The following is a 26,374-nucleotide window of genomic DNA, read 5'->3' on the forward strand; positions in this document are numbered from 1 at the left end:
AGAGTTAACAAAGCCATTTGACAAACGGCTCTCGGAGAAAATATCCTGCGCATTTCATAAGGTAGTCCCTCTCTACCAATCAAGCATGAATTTCGTGGCTCATATCCTTCACGAAAACTGTTCCTCATGAGGATATATTGGGAGATGAATCGTGCCGTGGACCGCCGACTAACCCGTTATACTACTTTTCTGACCTCGACCGAACGAATACACTTGACTGGTAGCGTAACGGCGCGATCATCCAACGTATTTAGAATAGGAGAGTTTGGATTTGTGAAAGGGTTAGAAGGTGAAAAAAATAAAACTACTTCTTTTCACGTAGAGGAGAAAATAGAATTGGTATTTATTAATACGACGATGCACAGAGCAAGCACCAATAATTCACTAAAAAAAGAACAGTAAGAGGTTTCTACTTATGCTCCAGAGGAGGGCTGTAATGAAGTCATGAGGGTCATTTGCATTGCCATAGTATTTATCACTATTATGTAAATGGGGTTTGTATATACGCATGAGTTTCATACATTGGAAATGTTTGATCTTTATAACAAAATATTACTTTCTTTTCGTTGCAAAAACCTATTCTAAAAGATAAAATTACGATAGCAAGATAAATTTAGAGGCTAGGGGGGAGGGCAACAATGGCCAAAAAATATATACATACGATTAATATAATTATAGGTGTACTGGCTGTAGGATTTAGCCTTTTCTTAACCTGGGCGGTCTCAGCTTTTGCTCCAGAAGAAAATGCTGGGGTGATTTTTATTCCGATATTGGTGACAGCCGTTTGGTTTATAGGATACATGTTGCAAATTAAATATAATACTTTAAAAAATGTATTGATTACACTCCCTGTCGAAGCCATTGTAATTTACCTGATAATTACACAAATCTCATCAATTATAAGTTGATATTCACATTTAACCCCCCACATTTCAATAATGTGGGGGGTTCTATTAGCTGCAGACTCCAGTCCGCGTTTTCGCTTCAAAAGCTAGGATAAGGCGTGAGCCACCTGCTTCGTCAGTTCCTTCTGCACAGTTTAGGAGGGCGTAGTCACATGCGCAACTATTAAAATTACGACCATAACAAGAGTCATGCGTTTCGCAACATGCGTCAAGAGGGTTTTCTGGCTCCAACCATGAACGTGTACATCCTGCTCCGCAGTAATTGTATTCAACAAGTTCCTTCCACGGGAGACCATTATATCTGAACTGACAACATTCTGCATTGGCCGGGTTAACATCAAAACATGGAACACCCCAAAATTCATCAGGATCTGAATTTGCCGCACTTACTTCATTGTCTGACAAAAGTTCTTCTCCATAAAAAGTAATTTCAGGGTGAGTAGTCTCTACATCATTTTTATGAACCAGCTCACCGTCTTCAAATTTAAGTTTATGTTTCACAATTTGAGCGTCGTTTTTCGTAACGACTGTCGCCCTAGTTACGAAGTTCACATCGTTTAATTTTTGGTTTTCATAACGTGTGATTTCTATAGCGGATTGGTTGTTATTCTTTAGTACCAAACCCAGCCCTTTAACCTCAGCATTTTCAACTTGTGTTTCTTCGTTTTCTGTAACGAAGAATTCAATAGCGGATTTTTTTGTGATTTCATCTTCTGAAAAAACACCGTATTGATTCATTTCTTTTTTCACTAACTCAAGATCAACACCTTCAAGCATTAATTCCTCAATACTGTTCGCCTCAATTTTAGCGCCTTTAATAAACAATAAATTCTCCTCCTTGTTATTTGGGATTCCCAAACAAGGAATTTTATCCTTAATATTTGGGATCTATCATATAAAGAGGAAATGCAAGATAATTATAAAAATAACTTAGAAATAATTTTAAGAATAGGTAACAAAAAATACAATATCTTCGTATAGATCACATGTGATTTTTAACCTTCTAAAGGCACAGGGTCTCGGTACATTGTGTGTTCTCAAATGAATTATAGCAACTATCTAAAAGCATGCTTTTCATATTAATTTCAAGGCTTGTAGTATCATTTGCTAAATTCATGGTGTTGCCATTCTTAGCTGTATATTTGAATCATCACACTGAATTGACCATAGTGCAAATAGGCTTTTTGATTGGTTTATCACCCTTAGCTCCGACCATCTTTGGTAAAGATCTCCTCTCTCGCAGAAACAAAACGATGGAAAAGATACCATAGAAAAAGGAAATATACGCAGCAAAACTATAAAGAAATGTCCTCGTAAAAAGAAGAAAAAATGATAGAAAGAATGGCCAAAAAAGATAACACCTAAAGAAATAAAACGAAGCATTAGATACGGAGATTTATTGTCTAAAAAGAAACTCCTATTCTTTTAAAAAATAATCAAAAACAAGAACAAAACTTAGAAAAACATCCCCTAAAAAAGCAAGAACAAACGAGCCTATATTACATGATCATCAGATAGAAACGTCCTACATGGGAGACCTTTCCACCTGACTTTTTCTATCCCATAAATAGCTTTCTAGCACCACATCACCTATGTACAAAAACGGTACAAGGGTGTACAATAAAGGTACAAATCATGTACACACCTGGTACAAATTTAAAAATCGTGTACCCACGCAAAGTCCGGCTCTGCCGGACACCCCAACCACATTTGGGGTCATTTTTTCCTTATGCTCTTTCTACCTAGGTACACCTACATCCCCTATTATGGTGAAGCTCACAGAAAGGAGTGATCGAATGGAAATAAAAATCAGAAACATAAACCCGTCTATCGTCCAAGAATTCGATGAAAAAGCAAAGAAACAGGGCCTATCACGTCAAGAATATTTACGAAGTATTTTAGAGAATTACACTCTACTCAATAACATCAATGACCGGGAACTCGAATACCAAAATAGATTAGAAAAAAACACAAAGATGCTAGAAATCATAAGTGAAAAACTTGATAAAAATAATGAGTTTTTACATTACTTAACCGAGGACGATTCATAATTATGAAAAGCTATACAGAGATCCTTCCTCGTGAAGAAATCAAAGGATAAGGAACGTAAAACCAACACATTCATGACCATAAAAAGGCCAAGACGTATCACAAAAATCTCCATAATCCTACGGTTATCTACGTAGAGGATACCCTCGTACATAGAGAAGAACCATCGAAGAAAAATCAAAAAAACCAGGAAGGGAGCGTCTCCCTATGAAAGAACAAAATCCCGCAATACGACTGAGACTAACGAAAGAATCACGAGCCTATATAGAAAAATATGCGGAAGAAAATAATATCGTCTATAATAACCGAACCATCAATAAAATCATTGAAGAACACAAACAGATGAAAGAAGAACAAACGTCTTCCCTTGCATCTTCTATCTCCCAGGAAGTATCCAACCAAATCAATAAAGAAATCAGGCGTATACGCTTAGGAACCAATAACGCAGACCGTAATACACAAATCTTACTTGAACTGTTGAATGGTATGTTTGTAAATCAGAGCATTGACGATATTGTAACGACTGCTGACATGGAAACAAACGCTTATCGAACAGCTACCCAACACGTTCAAAAGAGAATCGAACATCAACAACAGCGACGAGCCGATGCCAAACATCGAAACCACCTATAACAATAAGTATCCCATCTACCTTCACAGAAACGCACGTATGCCTCTCTCCTTCACTAAACATCAAGGGAGAGGTTTTTATTTCGATCTTTGTTTGAGGACAAAGATGTGCTTCTCTGAAAACCACCGAAGAGCTTCATGAACGAGCCGTAACTTCTAAGGTATCCATAAGTGCTTCAGGAAAGGCTTCTGAGACCCATAGAAAGAAAAGCTTCCTAGATACTACAGAAATAGAAGACAACCCTTCTAAAAACAATACGGCCATCTCTTTCATGACTGTTCGAAAGACGTAAGAATTGGTCCTATCTCATCTAGAAATAATCATCATCCGAGACACCAAACCAGAACGTCCTCCATCCACCTACAACTTTCATTCTTCCTCCGGAGCTCTCTCAAGCACCTTCAAGACCTTCTTATATCTTCGCTGCGTTTCTTCAAATTCTTCTCGAAACACATCCATCACCAATACAGGCTTTCTCCCCCGAGACGTCGCCACTTCTACAATGTCTCCGGGCTGGATCGGATCCTGACGTAAAACTTTCGGGATATTCCAAGAATACAACTTACTCGTTCGCACCTTCCATAACCCATCCTCATCCCTCAACACATGACACCCAGCAATCGTGTTATTCGTTTTCATTCAAACGTCATCCTTTCCTTCGAAATATAAAACCACTACCATTAGACTCTTACCCTTTCTCAAAACCTCCAAAATAAAACACCCTCCCGCCTACCTAACACACAAATACACTCATCTCCTACAACAAACATACCTAAAACCTTGTATTCAGTTGTCAAAGATCTAGAACTCTATCATTATTCGGAGTAACTACTAAGTATTAACTCAGATGTATAATGAGAAAAGAAATAGATATGTATTGGCAGACTGGCTTATTCTTTTTCAACAAATCCACGGGGATCGAAAATGCTGCTCTACCCGGGTGGCCCAACGGGTGAATGTCTCCTGTGTTTCTGCAAGTAGACGGTTCACCGGAAACGGTGCTTCGGTCACAAGGACTTCGACCATAGCTTTCCAGGTCGTCGCGTGAACGACCCGTTCCTGACGGACATAAAGAAGGTACGCAAATAAAACTGCACGACTGGCCAGATACGTCCGCTGGCCCCTTCCGCGGCCTTTTACGATTTTCACTAACTTCGTCGAGCGTTTCAGTACCTCTTTCAGCGTAGATACAGCCATCCCGAATTGTTCGGCCAAATAGGCTTGCGAACCTTCGAGAAACAGTTCTTCGGCACATGTGGAGGAGGTGTGCAGCTCCAGATACCTCAGGATATCCGTCTCCCACTCCTCGTAGTGCGAACGCTGACGCTCGGAACGGTCTTTCTTGAACTTATACCATCCGGATCCGTAAGTATCGGTACTCGCCTCTCCGGTCCATTGCATCAGCAGCATATCGATATATGTCCGTTTCGCCCCCTGATAGCGTCCGCTGTAGGCAGAGGCCATGGTGCGACGGAACTCCTGGAGGGAAAGAGGATGCTCCAGCCGGGAGTTGAATTCGTCCAGCTCGTCATACGCCTCGTCATAGCTCCGACCACTCGCATAATTCGCGATGGCTAACGTGAGAAGCGTGTTGTTCCGGCTGCTGGTGTAGTGCCCCGACGTGATATGACGGCACTGGAGAAGCGTCTGGTACCATACCTGGTCAATCTGACGCACCTGCGCGCCGCCATGCACCACGTGGAAAGCGCTGTATTGCTGACGTTGTTCATAGCTCTGAGACCACGCTATGAGCTCCGGAACCGATGCTTTCGTTTCGGATTGATATTTTACATTGTCTGCCGTCGGCATACGGAAGAAGCCGAACGGATTGCAGGCCGTATCAATCGGCACATACGTAGCAAGCGCCTGTTTCATGTTGTCGGCTATTCGCTCGGCTACCTTCAGCGACCGGTGGCCGGTGGAAGGAGAGATAAACATCGGCTCCTCCAGCACAAAGTACACGTGGTACCCTCGCGGCGTTTCGACGATGAGACTCGGATCCGGGAGGTTTTCTTCGGCACACCCGAGAAACAGGGCGTAGAGGTCCGTCTGTTTCGTGTCGATATCAAGCACGATCGTATTGATCTGTTTCAAATTGTCTTTGCGATGCCCGCGTAAGATACGTTTCCGGCGGTCCGTATAGCTGCCCCACAGAAACGTATTCGGCGTCCAGTGGGTCAGCTGGCGCTGCTGATCCTGAAGCGTCTCGTAAGACGTAACGACGTGTCCTCGCGCCTCCTGGAGCTCTTCTTTGGACCGCGACACGAAGACGACGCCCTGCTTCTGACGATTGTTCTTCTCCGCCTCACGACGTGCCGGCAGAGGTGCGCGGGAATGCATGCGCTTATATGTCGATAGACTTTGATGCGTAATAAAAGCAAGAATGTTCGTTGGCGTCTGCATGGATGGCTCTCCTTTTCTACATACACAAAAAGACCAGTCCCAAGCGTACCTGCGACTGGTCTTGAAAATGCTTCTGTAGAAAAGCGAGCAACGATATCAGAAAACCGGTTTTCTTCCCGGGAATCCGGGGAAAAACAGAATCATGAGGGTTGCAAGCCCCGAATCATTTATGGTATAGTTTAGCCATAAATGAATTACATTCGTTACACGTTAGCGCGTGTAACTCACATTCTCAAGCTAGTGGTTGGTAGCCGTGGTAGCTTGATAGCTTTCGAAAAGATCGTGTTGTCGCACGGTCTTTTCTATTTGCCTTTTTATGTATAAAATTTTTAACTCACGTATAGATGTAAACGAATTTTGAACGATTTCTGTGAATCTAGGAATAATTCAACTATACAATAGATTCACATACGCGTAAACCCCGAATGGTCGGGGTTTTTTTGTTTGCAAAAAGGGGGTTCTGTGCAAACATTATTGCTTTTGTTTGCAAAAAGGGGTACAATTGCAAACAAATAGATGATTAATTCATTTCAAGGAGGAATTATTTTATGAGAATTGCTGCAATTGATGTCGGCAATGATGCGCTGAAAGGCTATTTTGGCGGGTTAGATGAACACATGTACATACCAAACGTGATTGCTGAGGAAGACGAAGAAAGGCAAACATATGACTACGAAAAAAGCATACTTAATGGTTTGCATGTAGAAATCGCTTCCTCTTCCTTGGATCGTGGAAAAGGAATTTATGCTGTCGGAAGTCTCGCTGCGACGAAACAATTTAATGATGAATTGACGAGTAACAGTGAAAAAGCAAGCAGTGACCAGACGCTCGTGATGCTTCTTACATCTCTTGCGGTAGATGCAACGAAACATTTCAAGGAAGAAAACGGGGTTATTGAAGCGACGTACTTCCTTTCTACGGGGCTTCCATTAGATGAAACGAAGAAAAAACGCCGCAAGCAGTTCCAGGAAAAGCTGCTGCACAGCCAGCATGAAATTACATTCTTGCAAACACCACTGGTACAAGGGAAAAAAGTGAGAATCAAATTCAAAGACGTGCTCGTGAATATTGAAGGGTTCGGAGCGTTCATTGATTTGACGACGCACGAGAATGGTGCAACGAAGAATGAGGAAATGCTCGAGAGAACCGTACTTATCAATGATATCGGCGGTATTTCCACTGATTCAGCCGTCATCAATCCAAACGGAGATATCGATAACAACGCGAGCATCGGTATCGATGAAGGAATTTCTACGTATCTGGATGAAATCGCGGAAAAAGTATATGACGAATACAAATATGAATTCCGCAGTCGTCCGCTTGTAGCGAACGTCCTGACCGGAAAAAACCATGAACGAAAAAACCACATCAAAGTGGACGGCAAACCGGTATCGATCCAGTCGATTGTCGATCCCGTACTGACACGCGCGGCCAAAACGCAGTACAAACATATCCAGAAAATCTGGCGAACGGCACCAAGTCTTGATGATGCCTACCTCATCGGCGGCGGATCTCTTTTATTGAAACCATATTTGGAGCGTATCAATGAACAGGAGAATGAATTCCCTCTTCATTTTGTTGGAGAAACGGATGAGCAGGAAGCTGTCTGGACGATCGCACGTGCCTACTACAAACTGCTGCACATTTACGCAAACCAGAAAAACATCACGCTTGATGCAGCAGCTGGCGAGTGATTCGCATGAGCGAGCCATTCTATCCAGGAAAAACGATAGCCATTCGACTTCCGAAAGATACGCCTCCTGAAGTGCTGGATCGACTGGATGAACTGAAACAGACGGAAGGACGCGGGTTCAGCCGTGCCATCACGGATCATTTGTTCCACTCTATTTTATCGGAAACAACGATGAGAGACAACGCCTACCTCCCTCTCCCGGGGCCATTGACGTTTGAAGAAAAAGAAATGCTGAATACCCCGATGCAACGAAGGGTCCTCGGACATTTCGTTTATCACTTGATTAAGGAAGATTTTCCGTTGGAACTGCCGAAAGAAAAAAAGGAAGAATCAGCCTCCTCCACGTTCCAAACGAGCACCATCCACAACAAATTTGCGTCGAACCTATTCAATATGGATGATGATTGATGTAAGCAGCTTCGGAATCTTCTTTCGAAGCTGCTTTTGTTTTACTCTTGTGGTCTCTATATAGCCTGTACTCAACATGTGTTCTAACAGAAACACGCAAATTACCTCGAAATCGAAACATCCAAAACCCTATCAGAACGGCACTTTATGTTCCACATGTGCTTTATGGTCCCCATGTAGTCGCTTATTTCAGAACCACTAATAAGCAATTTTCCCTTTGGTGTGATTTTTAGATCAATGACTGACTACTGGATTGTATTTGTAGTCTCCATGTAGGAATGTGCTCAACATGGATAATGATTTCCACCAGTACAGGACGTTCGCAAATATTAAAATGTGCTCTCTATGTAGGGTGTGGTCTCCATGTGGTAAACTATGTTCCTCCGTAATTTCAAAAATGAAAACCCTACAAATCACTGTTTTACGAGTATGTGTGCTCCATATGTGGGATATGGAGCACATGTGTTTAATAGCAAACATTTATTAATTCTATTTTTCACTAAGAAACGAGGAGCGTACCATACCTGGATCCAACTAAGTTTACAGCAAGAGTCTTATTATCGTTGTGATGTGGTCTCCATGTGTTGTGTCTTCTCCATGTGGAGGGGTATAATAGAGAAAGCATAAAACAAGGAAACGACTGTCATCATCCAATTTTGTGCTCTATATGTGGCATATGGTCTCCATGTAGAGCAGGGGAGGGAAAAGATATGGAAGATTTTTATCGTATCAGCGACGTTGCGGGAAAAGTAGGGAAGCATGTGAACACCGTCGATGGCTGGTTCAAACGACTCGAGGAAGAGGAAAAGCTTCATTATATCAATCGGGTAGGAGGCGAGAAAGCCTACGATGCTGATGATCTGAACCTTGCTATGTACATAAAGGAAAAACGAGAGAATAAGTGGTCATTTGACGGCATCTTCAACTACCTGCAGCAGGGAGAGGCGGATATTCCGCTCCGTCCATTTCCGGAAGGAGCAGGGGAGGAAGAAGCTGCTGAACTCGTCGATGTGTCTGCCCTCAAACGGGAGATGTACCGCGAAATGGAAGACATGGCTCGCGAGATGGCCAAAGAGCAGGTCCAGGAAGTCCAGGAGCAGTACCAAGCGCTCCGTAAACAATTGCCGGATCCGGAGCAGGAACGACAAAAACGGATCAATGATTTGTTTACGCGCCGACGTGTGGAGCAGAAGCTTGAAGAGGAAGCACTGGAGAAGTGGCGAGAAAAACCGGATGAGGAACGGATGAAACGTGTCGGATGGTTCCGGAAAGAAGAGGACCGGGACAAGCGAGAATTGTTTGTAAAAGATTATATGAACAACCGCTTTGAAGAAAGAATCCTGGAAGAGTACGGGGAAGAAAGGTAAGAAATCGAGGAGAGGAGAATCCTGCGTTGAAAAAGAAAATGAACTATATTCTATTGCTGCTGATGACCGTCTTTATGATCGGTTGTACCGAGGCGGAAGATACCTCCTCGACAGAAGGAGGAGAGCAACCGGAAACCGAGGAAGTAGCGACCGATGATGCTACGAAGGAAGAAACAGACACGGATTCTGAGACCGAAGAGAAAGACACCTCGGATAGTGAGAGCAATAATGAGACAAAAGATAGCACTGCAGCTGAAGAGAACTCAACAGAAGAATCAACGACCACAACAGATGATCAATTTTCCGGCTACGAACACATCGACGTCGACGGGGGAGATCAAAGTGGCCATCGACAAGCGAAGGTGGTTGTAGATATAGGGTTCGGGGACAGAGAATACTGGGCTTTTACATTGAAAACGGACAGTTAGTGAGAGTAACCGCGGAAGAAATCGTTCTGCAGGACGATGATACAGAGCCGGTCGTATCCTCCGGCAGATACTACTGGGATGAAGCGCAAGTACCTGGGGTCGAAAGTGATCAGTTGGATCAGGGGCACGTCATTGCAGATTCGCTTGGAGGGGTCTCCAATGCTTACAATATTACGCCACAGGAAAGTACGTTGAACCGTCACGGCGATCAGCCTTATATGGAAGATGCTATCCGTAACGCCGGAGGCGCCACGGATTTTGAAGCAGTAATTTCGTATCCGGATACAGAGACGCAGATTCCTTCCAGCTATCAGTATACCTATACGATCCAAGGGAACGAAGTCGTTGATACCTTTGATAACGTGAATCCGGATGAGGTGAACGAGTCCCTCGGGCTGACTGATGATGAATCATCTACCGATTCTTTTGACTCCAACGGAGCTGCCGAAGAAGCAAACGTTTCCAGCGTAGACGCGAATGGCAATGGCCAGGTGACGATCCAAGAAGCTGAAGATGCTGGTTACAGCATGCCGATCACCAGCGATCACTGGTTGTATCAACACATGCAGGATAGAGATGGAGATGGAATGGTGGGGGAATGAGTTTTTTACATGCACGTTCATCACCTCAAAACTGAGTCTTCAAGAATAGGGCAGGATAGTGGAAGACTCAGTTTCGAGATAACTCTCTTTATTTTTATAAAAATTTAGAAACTATTTCTAATGAAAATCGTAATTTTATTAGAGGAATAACTATTATGTTGGATGATTATTTGGAGGAATGAAAATGAAGCAATTTGAGTACAGAGTAGAAGATATTCAATTTCAGTTAAAAGCAAATAATGATTTTAGTGCAGTGATGGAAGAAAAATTGAATTTTCTTGGTAAGGATGGTTGGGAACTAGCTGGAGTTAATGGGACAGTTTTTTACTTTAAAAAAGAAGTGAAATAATTACTTAACAATCGGGGGCGAATCTAAAATAACCTCCTAATAAAATCCCTGGAATGTATTGACTAAATTTGGCAAAAAATATATAGTGAAATAAATTTAAAATAATTTGTGATGAAGAGGACAAGAGATATTATGAACGGTTATCAGAGAGGGAAGAAAAGGTGTGATCTTCCTAACGCAGCGTAATAGCTTACCACCTTGGAGCTGCATGGGCGAAATATAAGTAGTTCATGCCGTAGTGCTACGATACAGCAAACCAAAGCCGTTACTTTATCAATGTAACGGGAAGTTGGGTGGAACCACGAGTACAGCACTCGTCCCTTTTTTAGGGACGGGTGTTTTTTTAATTAAATAAGTTATAGTGATGAAGAGGACAAGAGCTATTAGGACGGTTATCAGAGAGGGAAGAAAAGGTGCGATCTTCCTAACGCAGCGTAATAGCTTACCACCTTGGAGCTGCATGGGCGAAATATGAGTAGTTCATGCCGTGTGCTACGATACAGCAAACCAAGGCCATTACTTTGAAAGGTAGTGGGAAATTGGGTGGAACCGCGGGTAAAACCATACTCGTCCCTTATAGATAGGGATGAGTATGGTTTTTTTTATTATATAAAAGGATGTGTATGTATGAATCATGAAAAAATGGTGATTTCGTTTCCAGATGGCAGCAAAAAATCTTACTCAAAAGGGAGTACATTGGAGGATGTTGCCCAATCTATAAGTCCTAGCCTTAAGAAAAAATCAGTAGTTGGGAGAGTCAATGGATCCTTATATGATATGCAGAATCCTATCAACTCTAATGCGGAGATTGAATTATTTCCACTTAATTCTTCAGAGGGATTAGAGGTGATGAGACATACCGCAGCTCATATTATGGCTCAGGCCGTTAAGCGACTTTTCGGAAGAGTGAATCTAGGTGTAGGTCCTGTTGTGGAGAATGGTTTTTACTATGATATTAATACGGATCAAAGTATTTCTAAAGATGATCTATCTAAAATTGAAAAAGAAATGAGTAACATTGTAGCTGAGAACTTGTTTATTAAACGGGAGTTAATATCTAGAGAAGAAGCTGAAAGCATTTTTTCGAATGATCATTTAAAGCTGGAGCTATTAAAGAAAATTCCTTGGTACCGTCAATAAGTTTGTGTAAATTGTCAGGGTGATCCTCGGAGGAGGGGTTATCTTTTCTCCTCTGTCTCAGTTTGAGACCCATACCGTTCTTCGAACATGGTGTGCAGTTCAGGGCTTGCTTCCTTGAAGCCACGGAGTCTGCGTGTGGACCATTTGGTGTTACATTCGTCGGAAATCATATAGATCACCTTTTCTACGGCTTCTTCGGAGGGCAGACTGTTCATCGTCTTCAGACGTTTCTTGAATTCTTTCATGGTGCGCTCGATGATATTCGTCGTGTAGATCATCGGTCGGATGGAGGAAGGATAGTTCAGGAACGTCGTCAGGACGTAGAAGTCTTCCCTCCAGGACTTGGCGATTTTCGGATATTTCTTCTGCCATGTGTCACAGAAGGCGTCCAACTGTTTTTCCGCTTCTTCTTTACTGTTGGACCGATAAATGGCTTTCATGTCTTCACTGATGGCGGAACGGTCCTTTTTCCGGACCTTGTTCAGCGTGTTCCGTACTTTATGGACGACACAGCGCTGCACATCAGCTTTCGGATAGATAGCTTTCATCGCTTCCTCCAGACCGGGAAGTCCGTCGAAGATTCCGAGAAGAACCTCCTCACAACCACGGCGGTAGATGTCCGAGAGGACTTCCTCCCAACCGAGAGAGCTTTCCTGACCACCGACATAGAAACCGAGAATCTCGCGATACCCGTCTTCCGTAACGCCGATGACTACGTAGACGACCTCATTCGCCACATCGTCCCGGCGCAATTTCAGGTACGTGCCGTCGAGATAAAGAACGGCATATCTTTTCTGGAGAGGGCGCTCCTGCCAGGCACGGATGTCTTCAATCACCACATCGGTGATGTTACTGATCGTGCCAGGGGCGTAAGCATGACCGAGGATGTGCTCGAGGAAGTTTCCGATTTCACGCGTGCTCATGCCTTTGTGATACATGGTGACAATCGTTTCCCCCAACCACTGTTCGTATCGCTGATAGGGCTGGAACATTTCCGTCTGAAATGCATTGTCCCGATCTCTCGGTACCTGGAGGTCTTCGATCCTTCCGTACTTTGTATCCAATTGGCGGCCATAGCTACCGTTTTTATAATTTTTCAATTCCGGATTCTCTTCGAAGAACTGGTTCATTTCTTCCTTCATGACAGTCTCCAGCTTTTCCTGAACGAAGGAACGGACCATGTCCTCTAATTGATTTTCAAAGTTGTTTTGTCCTATACTTGTAGACATAGGTAGGGCATCCCCTTTCATGAGTTGATTTGGTCGTTAACTATGAGGATACCCTACCTCTTTTTTTGTCTTCAAGAGCTTTACACAAACTATTGTACGTCATCAATTCCTTGGGAAGAAGATATCTCCATCTACAAACAAGGAGAATTTATAGATCTATGCAGAGGTCCCCATTTACCTTCAACTAAATTTCTTAAAGCATTTTCCTTAACAAATATCTCGGGGGCTTATTGGCTGGGGAATAGTGATAACGAGATGTTACAACGAATATATGGCGTAGCTTTTCCATCAAAAAAAGAACTAAATGAATACTTTTATTTTTTGGAAGAAGCCAAAAAGAGAGATCACCGTAAATTAGGGAAACAGCTTGAATTGTTTATGTTTTCAGATGAAGCACCAGGGATGCCATTCTATTTAAGTAATGGTCAGGTGATAAGAAATGAGTTGGAATCATTCCTTAGAAGTTTGCAAGAATCGTTTAATTATAAAGAAATGAAAACGCCCCTAATGATGAACCAGAGGTTATGGGAACAATCGGGACACTGGAATCATTATAAAGACAATATGTACTTCTCTGAAGTTGACCAGCAGCAATTCGCTCTTAAACCAATGAATTGTCCAGGACATATGCTTATTTTTAAGGACCGTTTGCGCTCCTATAGAGACCTTCCTATACGTATGGCTGAATTCGGTCAAGTTCACCGTCATGAATTTAGTGGAGCATTGAACGGATTACTAAGAGTTCGCTCCTTTTGTCAAGATGATGCTCATATCTTTGTCACACCTCATCAGATAGAAGAGGAAATCACTTTAGCCTTGCAGTTAATTGATAATGTTTATCGAACATTCGGATTCAATTATGAAATTGAGTTATCTACTCGACCTGAAAAATATATGGGAGACACACACTTATGGGATCAAGCCGAAGGCGCACTTGAAAATGTATTAGAGAACCTAGGTTATGATTTTAAAGTGAATGAGGGGGACGGTGCTTTTTATGGTCCTAAAATTGATATTCACATAAAAGACGCCTTAAATAGGAGCCACCAATGTGCCACTGTACAACTGGATTTTCAAATGCCAGAAAAATTCGATTTGGAATATATCAATGAACATAATGAAAAAGTTCGTCCAGTGGTTATTCACCGAGCTGTGTTTGGGTCCATTGATCGTTTTTTGGGCATACTCATCGAGCATTTCGGTGGAGCATTTCCAACTTGGTTAGCACCTGTTCAAGTAAAAATACTCCCTGTATCAAACGAAGTTCATAAAGAATATTCGGATCAAGTAATGAATCGGTTAAAACAAGAGGGAATTAGAGTGGAAAAGGACAGTAGAGAGGAAAAGTTAGGGTACAAGATTAGGGAAGCCCAAATAAACAAAACACCTTTTATTCTTGTGCTGGGAGACAAGGAAGTTGAAAAAGGATATGTAAACGTTAGGTCCTATTGGGATAAAGCAACAAAAGAAATGGAATTAGATGGATTTGTTACAGGTATAAAACAGTCCATTGCTAATAAAGATTTACTTGAATAAATAATATCCAAGTACACTTATAGTAAGTACTTCAGTATTGCATAGGAACTCTTCCAGCTGGTTCCTATGCCTCTATTTTAATTTTTTATCTCGAAACTGAGTCTTACAGAATAGACCAGCTATAAAATGTCAAGTAACTAAATAGATGTTTCTTGTGAACTCATTGAAATGAAATTTGGCATGCCAAATAAACCTCACTTATAAAATTATTAAAACGACAAAATTCGTTAATCTCCATTGGTTTGAGGGCGAGGGACATAGGGCGTCTGATCTCTTAAAATGGCAAAAATAATGTGTGTCAATTTACGTGCTACGGCACCTACCGCAGTACCGTGAGCCTTCCCGCGTTCGCGTAACTTTTGATAATAAAGGGATAGGGCAGGATCCTTAAAACTAGCCACGAATGCTGCTTGCCATATTGCACGCCTAAGGTAAGGAGACCCTCTTTTGGAAAGCTTCGTTTTAGATCTATTAAATTCACCGGATTGGTGTACGGAAGCATCCAGGCCGGCAAAGGCAACTAATTGTTTTGGGTGTTCGAAGCGATCAATGGAACCAACTTCACCTAAAATGACTGCCGCTGTGACATCATTTACGCCTGTTATGGTTGTTAAATAATGATTTTGACGGTCTGAGAGTTCCTTTAATTCCTTCTCTATTTGACTCAATTGTTTTTCAAAAAGAGCTATTTGTTCCAGGAGAAGATGAATCTGCATTTTAAACGCCTCTGTACCTATGGAAATACCGAAGGTATTTTGGGCACTTTCTTTCAATTGTTCAGCTTTCCAACGAGCTCTTGTAATCCCGTATCGTCCCTTACTGACACGGTAAAGGACATCGGCAAGTTTTTCTGTATCAATGTCTAAAAGGTCTTCGGGTAGTGTATAGTTTAAAAGAATTTCAGTGGAAGATAGCCCAAATACATCAGAAAATACTTGTTCATACTCAGGGAAAACCTGATCTAGTAAAGCAATGATTTTACGCTTAACGTCTGAGCTTTGGTCTACCAATGCATAACGCAGCCTCTCGAGGTGTCTAAGTTGAAGGAGATCCTCTTGAACGAATGGAGTCGCTTCTGGAGAGTCGATGCGAATTACTTGAGCAATTAAGTACGCATCTTTAATATCTGTTTTGGTTTTGCGAATATAAAAATTTCGTAGGGCGTCTGATTGCATAGGATTGAAAGACGTCACTTTGTATCCAAGTTGATAAAGGAAAGAAAAGAGAGATAACCAATAGTGACCCGTGGCTTCCATTCCACAAGCACAATTCTCAGGTGTCACCTGGTGTTGGTTTAAGAAAGTCAGAAGCTTTTCACTACCCTTTTTGGAATTAGCAAACCGAATGGTTTTCCCAATAGGGTTCCCACTTTCATTGATTAATCCAGCTTCATGATGACGTTTTCCAATATCAATACCAAGATAAATCATCAACGATCCCACCCACATAATATTAATCAGATCAAAGGAGACCTCTTACCTTTATAGATACTCAACCTCGTTAGATATACGGCAACGATGTACCATCCAGCTCATACGAATAGTTCTATAAAGAAAGAGGTGTCAGTCTATAGCACGAAGACAATGCTTCAAGGGGGCAGAGCGACAACCTCAATCTGATTTAACCCCATTATACCTTCGGAAAAGGTATGATGGATTTAAAACCAGAAATAATCTGGTTAATAATAATATACGAGGGGGCATATATTAAACAAAATGTGCTCCCTTTATTGACAATATATATCGAGAAAGCTTCTGAGTTCGAAGGCGCGGATTGTTCAAATGAAGGGAGGTATAGCGTTGGCTTTAAAGGTGGGAGATAAGATTACTTTTGAACGTACCTTTTCAGTAGAAGATGTAGAATTGTTCACGAAGATTTCAGGTGATGAAGGAGTCCATCATTTAACTCCGGATGATCAGGGAAGACTCGTAGTTCAGGGGTTGCTGACAGCAACGTTGCCGACAAAAATAGGTGGAGATAACAATGTCATGGCGCGTCATATGGATTTTGAATTTCTTCGTCCTGTTTTTACGGAAGATACCATTCGATGTGAGGCTCAAATTGAAAAGTATGAAAAGCAAGAAAAGAACAGAATAGCTATTATTGCTTCTTTTATTTGTACAAACCAGAAGGGGAAAGAAGTACTAAAGGGTGGTTTTTCAGGGGTGATACTTTAGCTAGGGAAGCCCGAGAAGGTTTTCATGAGTTCATAAATCTCGTTTCAACAAGTAGAGGGTTTTCAGGTAACCTATTCAAAGGTACCCCTGTGATTGATGATCTCGAGAAAGGGAAGACAGGAACCTGTGTAGAAGGGAGGAGAGGTTATTACTCTCTTTTTCAATGGTTGTTATCTTTGCGTGAAATTTCATTTTAACGAATAGATTAGAGAATCAAACCCTGATATACTAAAAAAGAAGTATCGCATGGATAAAGCTCCATGAGACACTTCTTTTGAACAACGCGTCGCTAATCAAGGGCGCAACGAGTTGCATTGAACCATACACAATTGTTAATGACATTGTACTTGCAATAGGAATTTCTGTACATACCTTAAGGAGTGAAAAATGATGGCCGAACGCCTGACCCGTCAACAACGTCAACATAAAGAAAAAGTGGAAGAAAAACTTACATCTCTGCCTCCTTTTATTGATGAATATAAAGACGACATGTACACCGGAAACACGTCTCCGTCCACCCTTCTCGGGTATATCCATGACTTTGAGACATTTTTTCGCTGGTTGATGCGTGAAGGGATCGTAGACGTCGAGCATATAAAAGACGTTTCTTTGTCGGCACTGGAGCATTTGCGTCTTGTCGAAACGAATGCTTTCTTTACACACCTCAGCATGGAACGGGAGCTCCAGGAGGAATCGATCAATCGCAAGAAAAGTTCACTCAAGTCGCTGTACAAATTTTTGACTACTCGTACGGAAGACGAAGATGGGGAATGTTACTTTTACCGGAACGTCATGGCCAAAGTGAAGATGGCTAAAACTTCGGAAACTTTGTCCTCTAGAGCCGAGCGTATTAGTAACAAGATTCTCACCGGAGAAGACATCGAAGCATTTGTCACGTTCGTTGGTGAAGGCTATGAAGAAATCGTACAGGGTCAGAAACAACGCCTTGCTTACTACAAACGCGACAAAGAACGAGACCAGGCGATCATCGCCCTTCTCCTAGCCTCCGGGCTCCGGGTCAGTGAGCTAGCCAATCTACGGCTCTCCTCCATCAATTTGAAGCGGCGAAAACTCTCGGTGCTGCGCAAAGGAAACAAGGAGTCGATTGTGTTTTTCCGCTCTTTTGCTGTGCCATACCTACAAGCTTACCTGGAGGTACGAGAGGAAAAATACAAAGTGCAAGACAAAGAGCCCTACCTATTCCTTTCCGTTTATCGAGGTACGGCGAATCCGATGTCCGTCCGCGCCATCCAGCATACCGTCATGAAGTACACGAAAGCCTATCGGGACGAACAATTGTCTCCTCACAAAATGAGGCACAGCTTTGCAACGGAGTTCGCCAAACGAAATACGATGTATGACCTAATGCGTCAGCTGGGGCACACCTCTACGGATACCTCTACGCTTTACGTGAACGCACAGGAACAAGAAGCACAGAACTCGATTGACCGGATGGATGATTAATGAAAAGGAGAAGTTCCGATTGATTATGTCTCTCAGTACTTCTTACTTTTTTTGATTCGATATACGGTTGTTCTAGGAACAAACAAATGGTACGATACGTCTTCCATTCGCTTCAAAACCAAAGGAGGTCTTTCCAAAAGCAATCAAACACCTTTTGTCTAAACTGGTACCAGAGGGGCTGCCTGTGAGGCATACGGGCGGGCAAGGGCAATTCCACGGCCGGGTTAGAAGATGGTCAAACAAAAGAGTAAAGTCTTTACGCCTCTCACCTTTTGCTCCGTTGGGGTTAATCAAAAGAATGAGACAAGTGCATGTTTGCTTGTCTCTCTTCCTTCCGGTTCATACGTATGATGCTTAACCTTTATCTGTCAACGTCTTCCACAAGGTAAAAATCGTCACCAAATAATGGTACCGTCAATAAGTTTATGTAAATCAGTAGGGTGATCCTCGGAGAAGGAGGGCTAGTTCTCCTCCTCGATTTCGGTCTGGAATCCATAACGTTCCTCAAACATGGCGTAAAGTTCAGGGTTTGCTTCTTTAAATCCCCGAAGTTTGCGAGTGGACCACTTGGTGTTGCATTCGTCGGAAACCATATAGATTACCTTTTCTACGGCTTCTTCGGACGGTAGACTGTTCAACGTCTTCAAGCGCTTCTTGAATTCCTTCATGGTGCGCTCGACGATGTTTATTGTGTAGATCATCGGCCGGATGGAGGAAGGATAATCCAAGAACGTGGTCAGGACGTGGAAGTCTTCCCTCTAGGATTTTGCGATTTTCGGATATTTCTTCTGCCATGTGTCCCAGAAAGCGTCCAGTTGCTTTTCAGCTTCATCGCTACTATTGGAGTGGTAGATTACTTTCAGATCTTCACTGATGGCGGATCGGCCCTTCTTCCAGACCTTATTCAGCGTGTTCCGTACTTTATGGACGACACAACGCTGAACATCAGCCTTCGGATAGACGGCTTTCATCGCTTCTTCCAGACCGGGAAGACCATCGAAACTGCCGAGAAGCACCTCTTCACAACCGCGACGGTAGAGGTCAGAGAGAACTTCTTTCCAGCCAAGAGAGCTTTCCTGACCGCCGACGTAGAAGCCGATGACCACGCAGACCACTTCGTTCGCCACGTCGTCCCGGCGCAATTTCAGACACGTCCCGTCGAGATAAAGAACGGCATACCTTTTCTGGAGAGAACGCTCCTGCCAGGCACGGATATCATCCATCACCACGTCCGTGATATTACTGATAGTGCCTGGGGCGTAGGCATGACCAAGAATGCGCTCGAGGAAATGTCCGATTTCACGCGTACTCATACCTTTTTCTGATACATCGTGATGATCGTTTCCAGCTTCTCCTGGACGAAGGAACGGACCATATCGTCCAATTGATTTTCGAGGTTGTTTTGTCCTATACTTGTAGACATGAGGTAGGGCCTCTCCTTTTCTGGTTGATTTGGTCGTTAACTATGAGGATACCCTACCTCTTTTTTTGTCTTCAAGAGCTTTCACACAAACTATTGTACGTTATCGCAGACAATGTCTGCTCTTTTCATTTTCAAAATTGAGGATATCAAGGATAGATACACTTAGGAAAAGCCACCTACCCATAAACACTTTTACGAGCATAATTATTTAGGACCTCGCAAACAAGCTTAGCTTTGAAAAACCACATTTGACTTGATTCCTGTTAACCATCGTTATAAGATATTAAGCTGTTTGTTTAGTTTCTCCTGTATTCAAGAATATTTCTTCTAATGTAGGTTCGTCCACTTCTATCCTAAAAACATCAATCTCCATATTTAAAAATATTTTATTTACTATAGGAATGGTGTCTTCATCCGATACCACTATACTAGTTTTATTTTTGGCCATTTGAATATTTGTTCCAAGAGCATGTAGTTCCTGTTCCAGCGTTTTTGATGTACCTTCTAGCAAAGTTCCATGTTTAATGCTTACGGTAAGGTTGTTTTGATAATTATTTTTTAGTTGTTCCATAGTTCCTTGCGTTCTTATGACTCCTTTATCCATAATAGCTATTTCATCACACATTTTTTCTACTTCATCTAAATTATGTGAAGTCAAAAATATGGTAGTTCCTTGTTCTGCCACATTGTTTATGATCTCATGTATGTTTAGAATTGCATTTGCATCAACACCGGAGGTTGGTTCATCTAAAAAAAGTAAATCTGGCTTATTTATTAAAGCTTGGGCGATTCCTAGCTTTTTTTTCATACCAAATGAGAATTTCTTGGCTTTTTGATTTATGGCATCTTCTAACCCTACACTTTTTAATGTTTCTATCATGTCTTCTTTACTTAAATTCAAACCGAGAATTTTACTGAAATACTTTAGGTGACCTATAGCAGTAAGGTCATCATAAAATGTAGAATAGTCTGGTAAAACTCCAATCTTAGTACGTTTCTCTTTAAGAGTCATATCCTTGTTTGACAGCAGAGAATAAGAACCTTCAGTGGGGATAGTTAATCCTGTTATCATATTTATAAAAGTAGATTTTCCAGCGCCGTTCTTGCCCAAAAAACCGAAAATAGTCCCTTTTTTCACTTTTAAACTTATTTGATTTACTACTCTCTTTTCGCTATATTTTTTAGTTAAGTTATGTGTTTCAATGGCATACATTTATAGATCCCTCTTTCTCAAGATTAGTAAGCTTAATCCTAAAAACAAAACAGGAAAAATTAATACTGTGTAAGCCAAAAATTCTTTATCTTGGCTATAGTAGAAATATGGAGTTACGAAACTATACAATTTAAGAAAAATATTATCGGATGCCATGCTCCAGAAACCCAAAACAGTAAAAGAAGTAGCTAAAATTACTCCAATAAACATAGTCAACGTAGGTTTAGGTATAAGGGTAGATAGCAAAATAGTTATGCCAACAAAATAGAATATAAATACAAAAGACTGGCTGAATTCCAGGAAGTAAAAATCTTCAGAAAATGGAATGATGAGTAAAAAAGCTATAAACAAGCACAATAACCAAAAAAAAGTCACTCCTAAGAATTTACCTGCTATAAAATTAAATCTGGAAGTTTTTGTTGCAATAAACCTTATTGTCCGAGAACTAATTTCTTGGTTTATTACATTGTGAGATAAACTCAAAACAAACAAGGGTCCAGCAACTAAAACAATTATCATTGCTCCACCTGCATAGGCGTTATTACCTAAACCAACCTGTTCAAGCTGGCCTTGGAAACTATTGACTAGTTTCGCAGCTCCTAAAGTTACTCCAAAGAGTACACCTATTACGATTATGGAACGTACGCTTTTAAATAGACTCTTAAATTCCTTAAGACTTATTGTTAGCATAGTAGCAAATCTCCTTAAATAAATATTTGTTTAATTAGATTTTTATTATATATAACCCAATTCTCAACCTTCCATTAATGTATCATCCATTTCAAATTTGTTCCACATAAAAATAAATTTTATTTAATTAAATTTAATAAAAGTAAAAAAAACATAAAAATTATTTGAAAAAGTTAATTTGTATGGTATGATTCTCATATAAGGAGAGAGGTAAATGAGTGGAAAAAACATTCCTTCCTGGGTTTTGTCTTTGGATGTTGAAGACCTTGAATTTATCAAAAAATTCGTAGTAAACTCTGGTTCACTAAAAAAACTGGCTGATATTTATAATGTCTCTTATCCTACTGTTCGAACAAGGGTAGATAGATTAATACATAGAATAGAAATACACAATGAACAAGAAGAAGAAAACCTGGCCAGCTTTATTAGACAACTTGCAATTGAAGAGCGTATCTCTCTAGAAGATGCAAAGCTTTTGATAGAAAAATACAAAGTAGAAAGGAAGGAATAAAATTGCCGGATATTTCAATGTTTATTGCCATAATAATAATGGTAGGAATACAATATTTTATGTCTACAAGAAACAGTGCATTTTTGGGAATTATAGTGCCTATAGCTTTTATTACCGTAATGACATGGATGTTTGTGACAAATCAAATTAATAGTTTTCTTAAGTTTGCTGTTTTACTCATAGTAGGTTTACTCTTCCTTCTTGAAGAATGGGTTAGAGGAAGGAAATCTCTAAGTAAAAAGAGAGATAATGAACTAAATAAAATGAAATCGAGTGACTTGAAATAATATATCCAAGAAATTGATGTTTGATATTTTGGAAATTGTGGGATAATAATAAAACCTACCTTTTTTCAAAATAGTTGGAGTGTTGAAGTGGAGGTTAGGACTCCATTGCTCCGATTGAAAAAGTAGCACCATCTTTGATCCAATTGACTATCATTTTATGTAAGAAGAACTCATAACTATGAGGGTAAGCGCTGAAGTGGAGGTTAGGACTCCAGTCTTTTAAAGTATGAATACGTAGTCATAAATATTAAGCTACGGGGATAGAGGTTAGGACTCTATCCCCGTAGCTTTTTGTGTTGAATAAATTAATCTAAGATACTATCAATCTTATCGCTAATCCATTCAAAAGTAGCACCATCTTTGATCCAATTGACAACTCTAGTAAAGTTTCTACGTGCCCAGCTTGCCGCTGCTCCAGATAAACGTGAGATATAACTCCATGCTCTAGTTACTGCTCCGATCATAAGTAAACTCTCCTTTTAATATTATTTTTTGTATTTTGCAAGCTTGCAATTTATACTATAAATTACATTTAATTGCATTTCAACAATTTTAAGATAATTTTAACTAACTAATCCAATTTTACTACATTTACATTACATTGACATATTAACGTAAAAAACAAGGTGAATTATTCCTTTTTTTCACATCAATATATTTAATTTGTCGATATATGTTGTTGTAATCTGTATTTTCGAAGGTTTTATATATATCTGAAATAATTTACAGTTTTTACATAATATATTGGAGGTGATATAATCCCAATTGAAAATAAACAAAGAAAATTTAATATGTAGGGAGTTAAAGTATGGACCAAGAACTAATAGAACCGACCCAAAAGATATCAAAAAATGCTGTGAAATTATGGAGAACAACGAGTGTCCTGGGTTTTATAGCGATGATTATAATTCTGGTAATTTTCAAGTTTCTAATCTCATATTTTAATTGGTTAGATTGGTTAGATATATTGGTTTATATTGTTGGTGGTTTATTTATAGTAGGTCTCTTTTTTGACCTTTTTGTTGTTCCTGCATACAAGCAAAAAACATGGCGTTATGGAATAGATCAAAACTGTATTCAACTCAAGTATGGGGGGATTATAAAAAAGACTCATACTGTCATTCCCATGGATAAGGTTTACTTTGTCAATACTTTTCAACATCCTCTTTTGCAGAAATACAAATTATCTTCAGTGAAAATAGGTACAGTTGCTTATACACATGAAATCCCTGCTTTACCTGAGGAGCAAGCAAAAAACGTCCGAAGACATATTGCGGCTTTATCTGGTATTAGTGATTCAAACTCAAGAAAAGAGGAGGGAGGAAATATTGAATAATAAGAATAGTCCTGAGCACCCCATTATACGCTTACATCCTTTATGGATACTTATCCAAGTTGGAAAGTCTATTAAGGGTTTATTTTTCTTCTCCATATTTCTGTTTTTGATTTTAGAATGGGATTTCAATATATTCTCAATTAATGTTGGAAAATGGCTTCTCATAACCTTTCTTGCTTACAATATAATTTCTATATTGCTTCAATGGAGATATTTTGGTTATTACCTTTTAGAAAATGAGTTATTTGTTAGGAAAGGTCGTTTCTTGAAGGAAGCTCGTTATGTTCCGTATGAACGTGTACAGGGGATAAATCAGTATACACCTCTTTTACATAAGTTACTCGGTTACACAATGTTACTATTGGATTTAGGAGCAAATGAGAAGGAAGGTTCTATTAAATTAGATATGTTAACTTATAAGGAAGCTGAGCGTATAAAACAACATTTAACAATGAATGGAGCTACTTCCGTAAAAGCTCAAAATGATAGTAGTGAAAATGGAATAAGCATTTCTAAATCTAGTTTATATGTAAATCATTATGAAATTTCTAAAGAGGAGATTGTTATAGGTTCTCTCACTTCTTTAAAAATAGTTCTATTTTCTACTCTTATTTTCTCTACTTATAGTGATATACAACAATTCTTTTCAATTGAAAGTTATGTAAACCAGATACTCGCTTTCTTGCTCTCTTCATGGTGGATAACTACATTGGTGTTATTTTCTTTAGTTACTGTTTCCATAGGATATGGACTAATCAAAACTTATGCCCAATATGGAGGATTTGTAGTAAATTCAGATAATGAAAGAATATATATCCATAAAGGTAAAGTAAATAATACAGCATTTTCTATTCCAAAGGTAAATGTACAGGCACTTACTCTAAAATCTACTCTAATACATAAGTTATTAGGTATTGTGAAAGTAAAAGTGATTAGTACTAACAGTAAAGAAGATGGTGAAGTTCTAACATCAAATATACTATTTCCATTTATCAAAGAAGAGAAGGCAAAAAAAATAATTACAGAGATGCTACCAAAATTTCGTATAAATAATGATATGGTACACCTTCCTAAATCGTCAATTGTGATTAAGGTAATAAGAACGAGCTATATTTGGATAATAACTTCATTTTTAGTGTACTTTTATGCCCCATCTTTCTGGTATCTAGCTTTATTAATTACTATTCTAACCATTTCAGGTCAAATAATGAATGGTTTATTTAGTAGTTATTCTCTTAGTAAAGAACATTTTCAGATGAAAAAATGTTTTTTTTCATTCAGGACATTCTTCACCCCTACATCTAATATTGAAGAATTAAAGTACTCAAACAACCTATTTCAAAACCTATTTGGTTTGTCCTCTTTAATAATTACAACTCGTGCGAATCCAGTAAAGATTACTAAATTGCTAGATTTTCCTCATGAAAACGCACAAGATTACTGCTATAAATACCAGGAATTTATATATAGTCGAGAAAAATCGAGAAAATCAGTGAATTAAATAGATGCTCTATCCTCGAAACCAGGTCAGGTATATCGAAATCCTTCATTTCTATATCATTAAAGCTCTGTAGTACCTTGGAATTTTGAACTCTATCCTCAGAGTATTTGTGTAACTGACTTATTTTATGAACTCGATATTCAACGAAAAGTAATCTAGACTAAATAAAGAACACATGAAACATAATGAAATTAGAGTTGTATTATAAACAACATATAAAAGGTGATCAATTTGCCCCCACGTCTCAGCCAACAGAGCGTTGAACCCATCCGGGACCCATATCTAATCCGGGATATGAAAGTGTATTTGCTTCACAAAAGCTACCGGGATTATTTTTTATTTACTTTCGGCATCAATTCCGGCCTACGGATCAGTGATATTTTGCCCCTGCGGATCCGGGAAAAAAACACGGAACATCCGAAAAATCAAAATGACCCCCAATTTGCGCAGTGAAATCGATAAGTACATCCAGGGCAAAGCCGCCTCGGAGCCCTTGTTTCCTTCCAAGAAAGGTGGATTGATTGATCGGACCCAAGCCTGGCGCATTGTTCATGGCGCTGCGGAGGTCTGTGGGGTCCCCGGACCGATTGGCACGCACACCTTGCGATAGACGTTCGGGTATCACTTTTATCAGAAAACCAAAGATTTGGCCATGTTGTAGCAGATTTTTGGCCATACCATCACCCTCAAATACATTGGGATTAGTAATGACATGGTGAATCAAGCCTTAGAAGATTTTTCTTTATAAACCAGAAGGGAAAAGAAAAAGGACCGTTTGCGTACGCGAACAGTATATAAAACCTGTTCCTCAAGGGGAGTCCCGAAATTTTCTTTAGGGCCTTCTTATGATCTTCAGTTGAGCTTGTGAAATCCTAAATCATTTTTTGAAAATTCAACTAAACCGAAGATAAAGAAAGGTGGCAACAACGGTTTGAAATGCCCTGGTTTCAACGAAATCAAATTCATAGATGAGTTTTAAGAAGTAGCATCGTCAGAGGACACGAAAGAGGTGTACAGCGAAATGAATAAGGT

23 protein-coding genes, 4 pseudogenes and 2 other annotated features are annotated in these 26,374 nt (G+C 40.1%); of the genes and pseudogenes, 18 read left to right on the forward strand and 9 right to left on the reverse strand.

All coding sequences use genetic code 11. From position 1 onward, the window contains the following. The first annotated feature begins 273 nt into the window (after positions 1–273). Positions 274–402, forward strand: a complete 129-nt coding sequence (locus AAV35_RS14650; RefSeq protein ID WP_280522078.1) for a hypothetical protein — start codon at positions 274–276, stop codon at positions 400–402. Between the two features lie 236 nt (positions 403–638). Next, a complete protein-coding gene (locus tag AAV35_RS13985) occupies positions 639–908 on the forward strand; it encodes a hypothetical protein (RefSeq protein WP_008591701.1) in 270 nt (89 codons plus the stop codon). 45 nt (positions 909–953) lie between these two features. On the opposite strand, the gene AAV35_RS13990 is transcribed toward AAV35_RS13985, so the two are convergent. Further along, positions 954–1,730: a phospholipase A2 family protein gene (locus AAV35_RS13990; protein WP_008591703.1), complete on the reverse strand. Its 777-nt coding sequence runs from the start codon at positions 1,728–1,730 to the stop codon at positions 954–956. Between the two features lie 971 nt (positions 1,731–2,701). Between AAV35_RS13990 and AAV35_RS13995 the strand changes: the two genes are divergently transcribed. Together AAV35_RS13995 and AAV35_RS14000 are read left to right on the forward strand one after the other, a co-directional pair. After that, positions 2,702–2,956 carry a hypothetical protein gene (locus tag AAV35_RS13995; RefSeq protein WP_008591704.1) on the forward strand — a complete coding sequence of 85 codons (255 nt, stop codon included), beginning with the start codon at positions 2,702–2,704 and terminating at the stop codon, positions 2,954–2,956. Between the two features lie 205 nt (positions 2,957–3,161). Then, a complete protein-coding gene (locus tag AAV35_RS14000; protein ID WP_008591706.1) occupies positions 3,162–3,587 on the forward strand; it encodes a hypothetical protein in 426 nt (141 codons plus the stop codon). A gap of 367 nt (positions 3,588–3,954) precedes the next feature. On the opposite strand, the gene AAV35_RS14005 is transcribed toward AAV35_RS14000, so the two are convergent. Continuing rightward, entirely contained in the window at positions 3,955–4,224 is a 270-nt protein-coding gene (locus AAV35_RS14005; protein ID WP_008591708.1) for a DUF5839 family protein, read from the reverse strand. Positions 4,225–4,485: 261 nt separating this feature from the next. After that, complete coding sequence (locus AAV35_RS14010) at positions 4,486–5,988, reverse strand: primase C-terminal domain-containing protein (RefSeq protein ID WP_008591710.1); 1,503 nt, start codon at positions 5,986–5,988, stop codon at positions 4,486–4,488. Positions 5,989–6,536: 548 nt separating this feature from the next. Here AAV35_RS14010 and AAV35_RS14015 point away from each other — a divergent pair. The 6 genes and pseudogenes from AAV35_RS14015 (at position 6,537) to AAV35_RS14035 (ending at position 11,975) form a co-directional block, all read left to right on the forward strand. After that, positions 6,537–7,682: a ParM/StbA family protein gene (locus AAV35_RS14015; RefSeq protein WP_008591712.1), complete on the forward strand. Its 1,146-nt coding sequence runs from the start codon at positions 6,537–6,539 to the stop codon at positions 7,680–7,682. A gap of 5 nt (positions 7,683–7,687) precedes the next feature. Further along, positions 7,688–8,089 (forward strand): hypothetical protein, encoded by a 402-nt coding sequence (locus AAV35_RS14020; protein ID WP_008591715.1) that lies wholly within the window; start codon positions 7,688–7,690, stop codon positions 8,087–8,089. Between the two features lie 710 nt (positions 8,090–8,799). Next, complete coding sequence (locus tag AAV35_RS14025) at positions 8,800–9,456, forward strand: hypothetical protein (protein WP_008591717.1); 657 nt, start codon at positions 8,800–8,802, stop codon at positions 9,454–9,456. A 26-nt stretch (positions 9,457–9,482) separates the two neighbouring features. Next, positions 9,483–10,486, forward strand: a pseudogene (locus AAV35_RS14030) (DNA/RNA non-specific endonuclease). Between the two features lie 184 nt (positions 10,487–10,670). Continuing rightward, positions 10,671–10,835 carry a hypothetical protein gene (locus AAV35_RS14510; protein WP_008591718.1) on the forward strand — a complete coding sequence of 55 codons (165 nt, stop codon included), beginning with the start codon at positions 10,671–10,673 and terminating at the stop codon, positions 10,833–10,835. A gap of 102 nt (positions 10,836–10,937) precedes the next feature. Further along, positions 10,938–11,160 (forward strand) — a binding site (T-box leader). A gap of 30 nt (positions 11,161–11,190) precedes the next feature. Beyond that, positions 11,191–11,413, forward strand: a binding site (T-box leader). Between the two features lie 49 nt (positions 11,414–11,462). Continuing rightward, on the forward strand, positions 11,463–11,975 hold the full coding sequence (locus tag AAV35_RS14035; protein ID WP_008591720.1) for a TGS domain-containing protein: 513 nt from the start codon (positions 11,463–11,465) through the stop codon (positions 11,973–11,975). Between the two features lie 38 nt (positions 11,976–12,013). Here AAV35_RS14035 and AAV35_RS14040 read toward each other — a convergent pair whose 3' ends face one another. Beyond that, positions 12,014–13,204 (reverse strand): IS256 family transposase, encoded by a 1,191-nt coding sequence (locus AAV35_RS14040; protein ID WP_065757343.1) that lies wholly within the window; start codon positions 13,202–13,204, stop codon positions 12,014–12,016. 102 nt (positions 13,205–13,306) lie between these two features. On the opposite strand from AAV35_RS14040, the pseudogene thrS reads away from it, so the two are divergent. Continuing rightward, a pseudogene (gene thrS / locus AAV35_RS14045) lies at positions 13,307–14,740 on the forward strand (threonine--tRNA ligase); the annotation flags it as partial. A gap of 227 nt (positions 14,741–14,967) precedes the next feature. Here thrS and AAV35_RS14050 read toward each other — a convergent pair. Further along, positions 14,968–16,170 carry an IS110 family RNA-guided transposase gene (locus AAV35_RS14050; RefSeq protein ID WP_008591815.1) on the reverse strand — a complete coding sequence of 401 codons (1,203 nt, stop codon included), beginning with the start codon at positions 16,168–16,170 and terminating at the stop codon, positions 14,968–14,970. Positions 16,171–16,539: 369 nt separating this feature from the next. Between AAV35_RS14050 and AAV35_RS14055 the strand changes: the two genes are divergently transcribed. Further along, positions 16,540–16,917: a hotdog family protein gene (locus tag AAV35_RS14055; RefSeq protein ID WP_008591910.1), complete on the forward strand. Its 378-nt coding sequence runs from the start codon at positions 16,540–16,542 to the stop codon at positions 16,915–16,917. A 387-nt stretch (positions 16,918–17,304) separates the two neighbouring features. Continuing rightward, on the forward strand, positions 17,305–18,381 hold the full coding sequence (gene xerS / locus AAV35_RS14060; protein ID WP_082409548.1) for a tyrosine recombinase XerS: 1,077 nt from the start codon (positions 17,305–17,307) through the stop codon (positions 18,379–18,381). A gap of 461 nt (positions 18,382–18,842) precedes the next feature. Here the strand turns inward: xerS and AAV35_RS14065 are convergent. The 3 genes and pseudogenes from AAV35_RS14065 to AAV35_RS14075 all read right to left on the reverse strand — a co-directional run bounded on the left by AAV35_RS14065 (position 18,843) and on the right by AAV35_RS14075 (position 21,707). Then, positions 18,843–19,804: pseudogene (locus tag AAV35_RS14065) on the reverse strand (IS256 family transposase). A gap of 283 nt (positions 19,805–20,087) precedes the next feature. Continuing rightward, positions 20,088–21,017 (reverse strand): ABC transporter ATP-binding protein, encoded by a 930-nt coding sequence (locus tag AAV35_RS14070; RefSeq protein ID WP_008591914.1) that lies wholly within the window; start codon positions 21,015–21,017, stop codon positions 20,088–20,090. Then, complete coding sequence (locus AAV35_RS14075; RefSeq protein ID WP_008591916.1) at positions 21,018–21,707, reverse strand: ABC-2 transporter permease; 690 nt, start codon at positions 21,705–21,707, stop codon at positions 21,018–21,020. It lies immediately after the preceding gene. 214 nt (positions 21,708–21,921) lie between these two features. Here AAV35_RS14075 and AAV35_RS14080 point away from each other — a divergent pair, with 214 nt between their 5' ends. Next, complete coding sequence (locus AAV35_RS14080) at positions 21,922–22,218, forward strand: DUF2089 family protein (protein ID WP_008591917.1); 297 nt, start codon at positions 21,922–21,924, stop codon at positions 22,216–22,218. Between the two features lie 2 nt (positions 22,219–22,220). Beyond that, complete coding sequence (locus tag AAV35_RS14085) at positions 22,221–22,505, forward strand: hypothetical protein (RefSeq protein ID WP_008591918.1); 285 nt, start codon at positions 22,221–22,223, stop codon at positions 22,503–22,505. A 305-nt stretch (positions 22,506–22,810) separates the two neighbouring features. Here AAV35_RS14085 and AAV35_RS14450 read toward each other — a convergent pair whose 3' ends face one another. Further along, positions 22,811–22,969 (reverse strand): aureocin A53 family class IId bacteriocin, encoded by a 159-nt coding sequence (locus AAV35_RS14450; protein WP_156330908.1) that lies wholly within the window; start codon positions 22,967–22,969, stop codon positions 22,811–22,813. 344 nt (positions 22,970–23,313) lie between these two features. Between AAV35_RS14450 and AAV35_RS14090 the strand changes: the two genes are divergently transcribed. The 3 genes and pseudogenes from AAV35_RS14090 (at position 23,314) to AAV35_RS14595 (ending at position 26,090) form a co-directional block, all read left to right on the forward strand. Beyond that, positions 23,314–23,841 carry a PH domain-containing protein gene (locus tag AAV35_RS14090; RefSeq protein WP_008591919.1) on the forward strand — a complete coding sequence of 176 codons (528 nt, stop codon included), beginning with the start codon at positions 23,314–23,316 and terminating at the stop codon, positions 23,839–23,841. After that, on the forward strand, positions 23,834–25,342 hold the full coding sequence (locus AAV35_RS14095; RefSeq protein ID WP_008591920.1) for a PH domain-containing protein: 1,509 nt from the start codon (positions 23,834–23,836) through the stop codon (positions 25,340–25,342). The genes AAV35_RS14090 and AAV35_RS14095 overlap by 8 nt, the downstream gene beginning before the upstream one ends. Positions 25,343–25,636: 294 nt before the next feature. Beyond that, positions 25,637–26,090: pseudogene (locus AAV35_RS14595) on the forward strand (tyrosine-type recombinase/integrase). Positions 26,091–26,374: the final 284 nt, after the last annotated feature.

It is taken from the genome of Salimicrobium jeotgali, from assembly GCF_001685435.2.
Lineage (GTDB): Bacteria > Bacillota > Bacilli > Bacillales > Halobacillaceae > Salimicrobium > Salimicrobium album.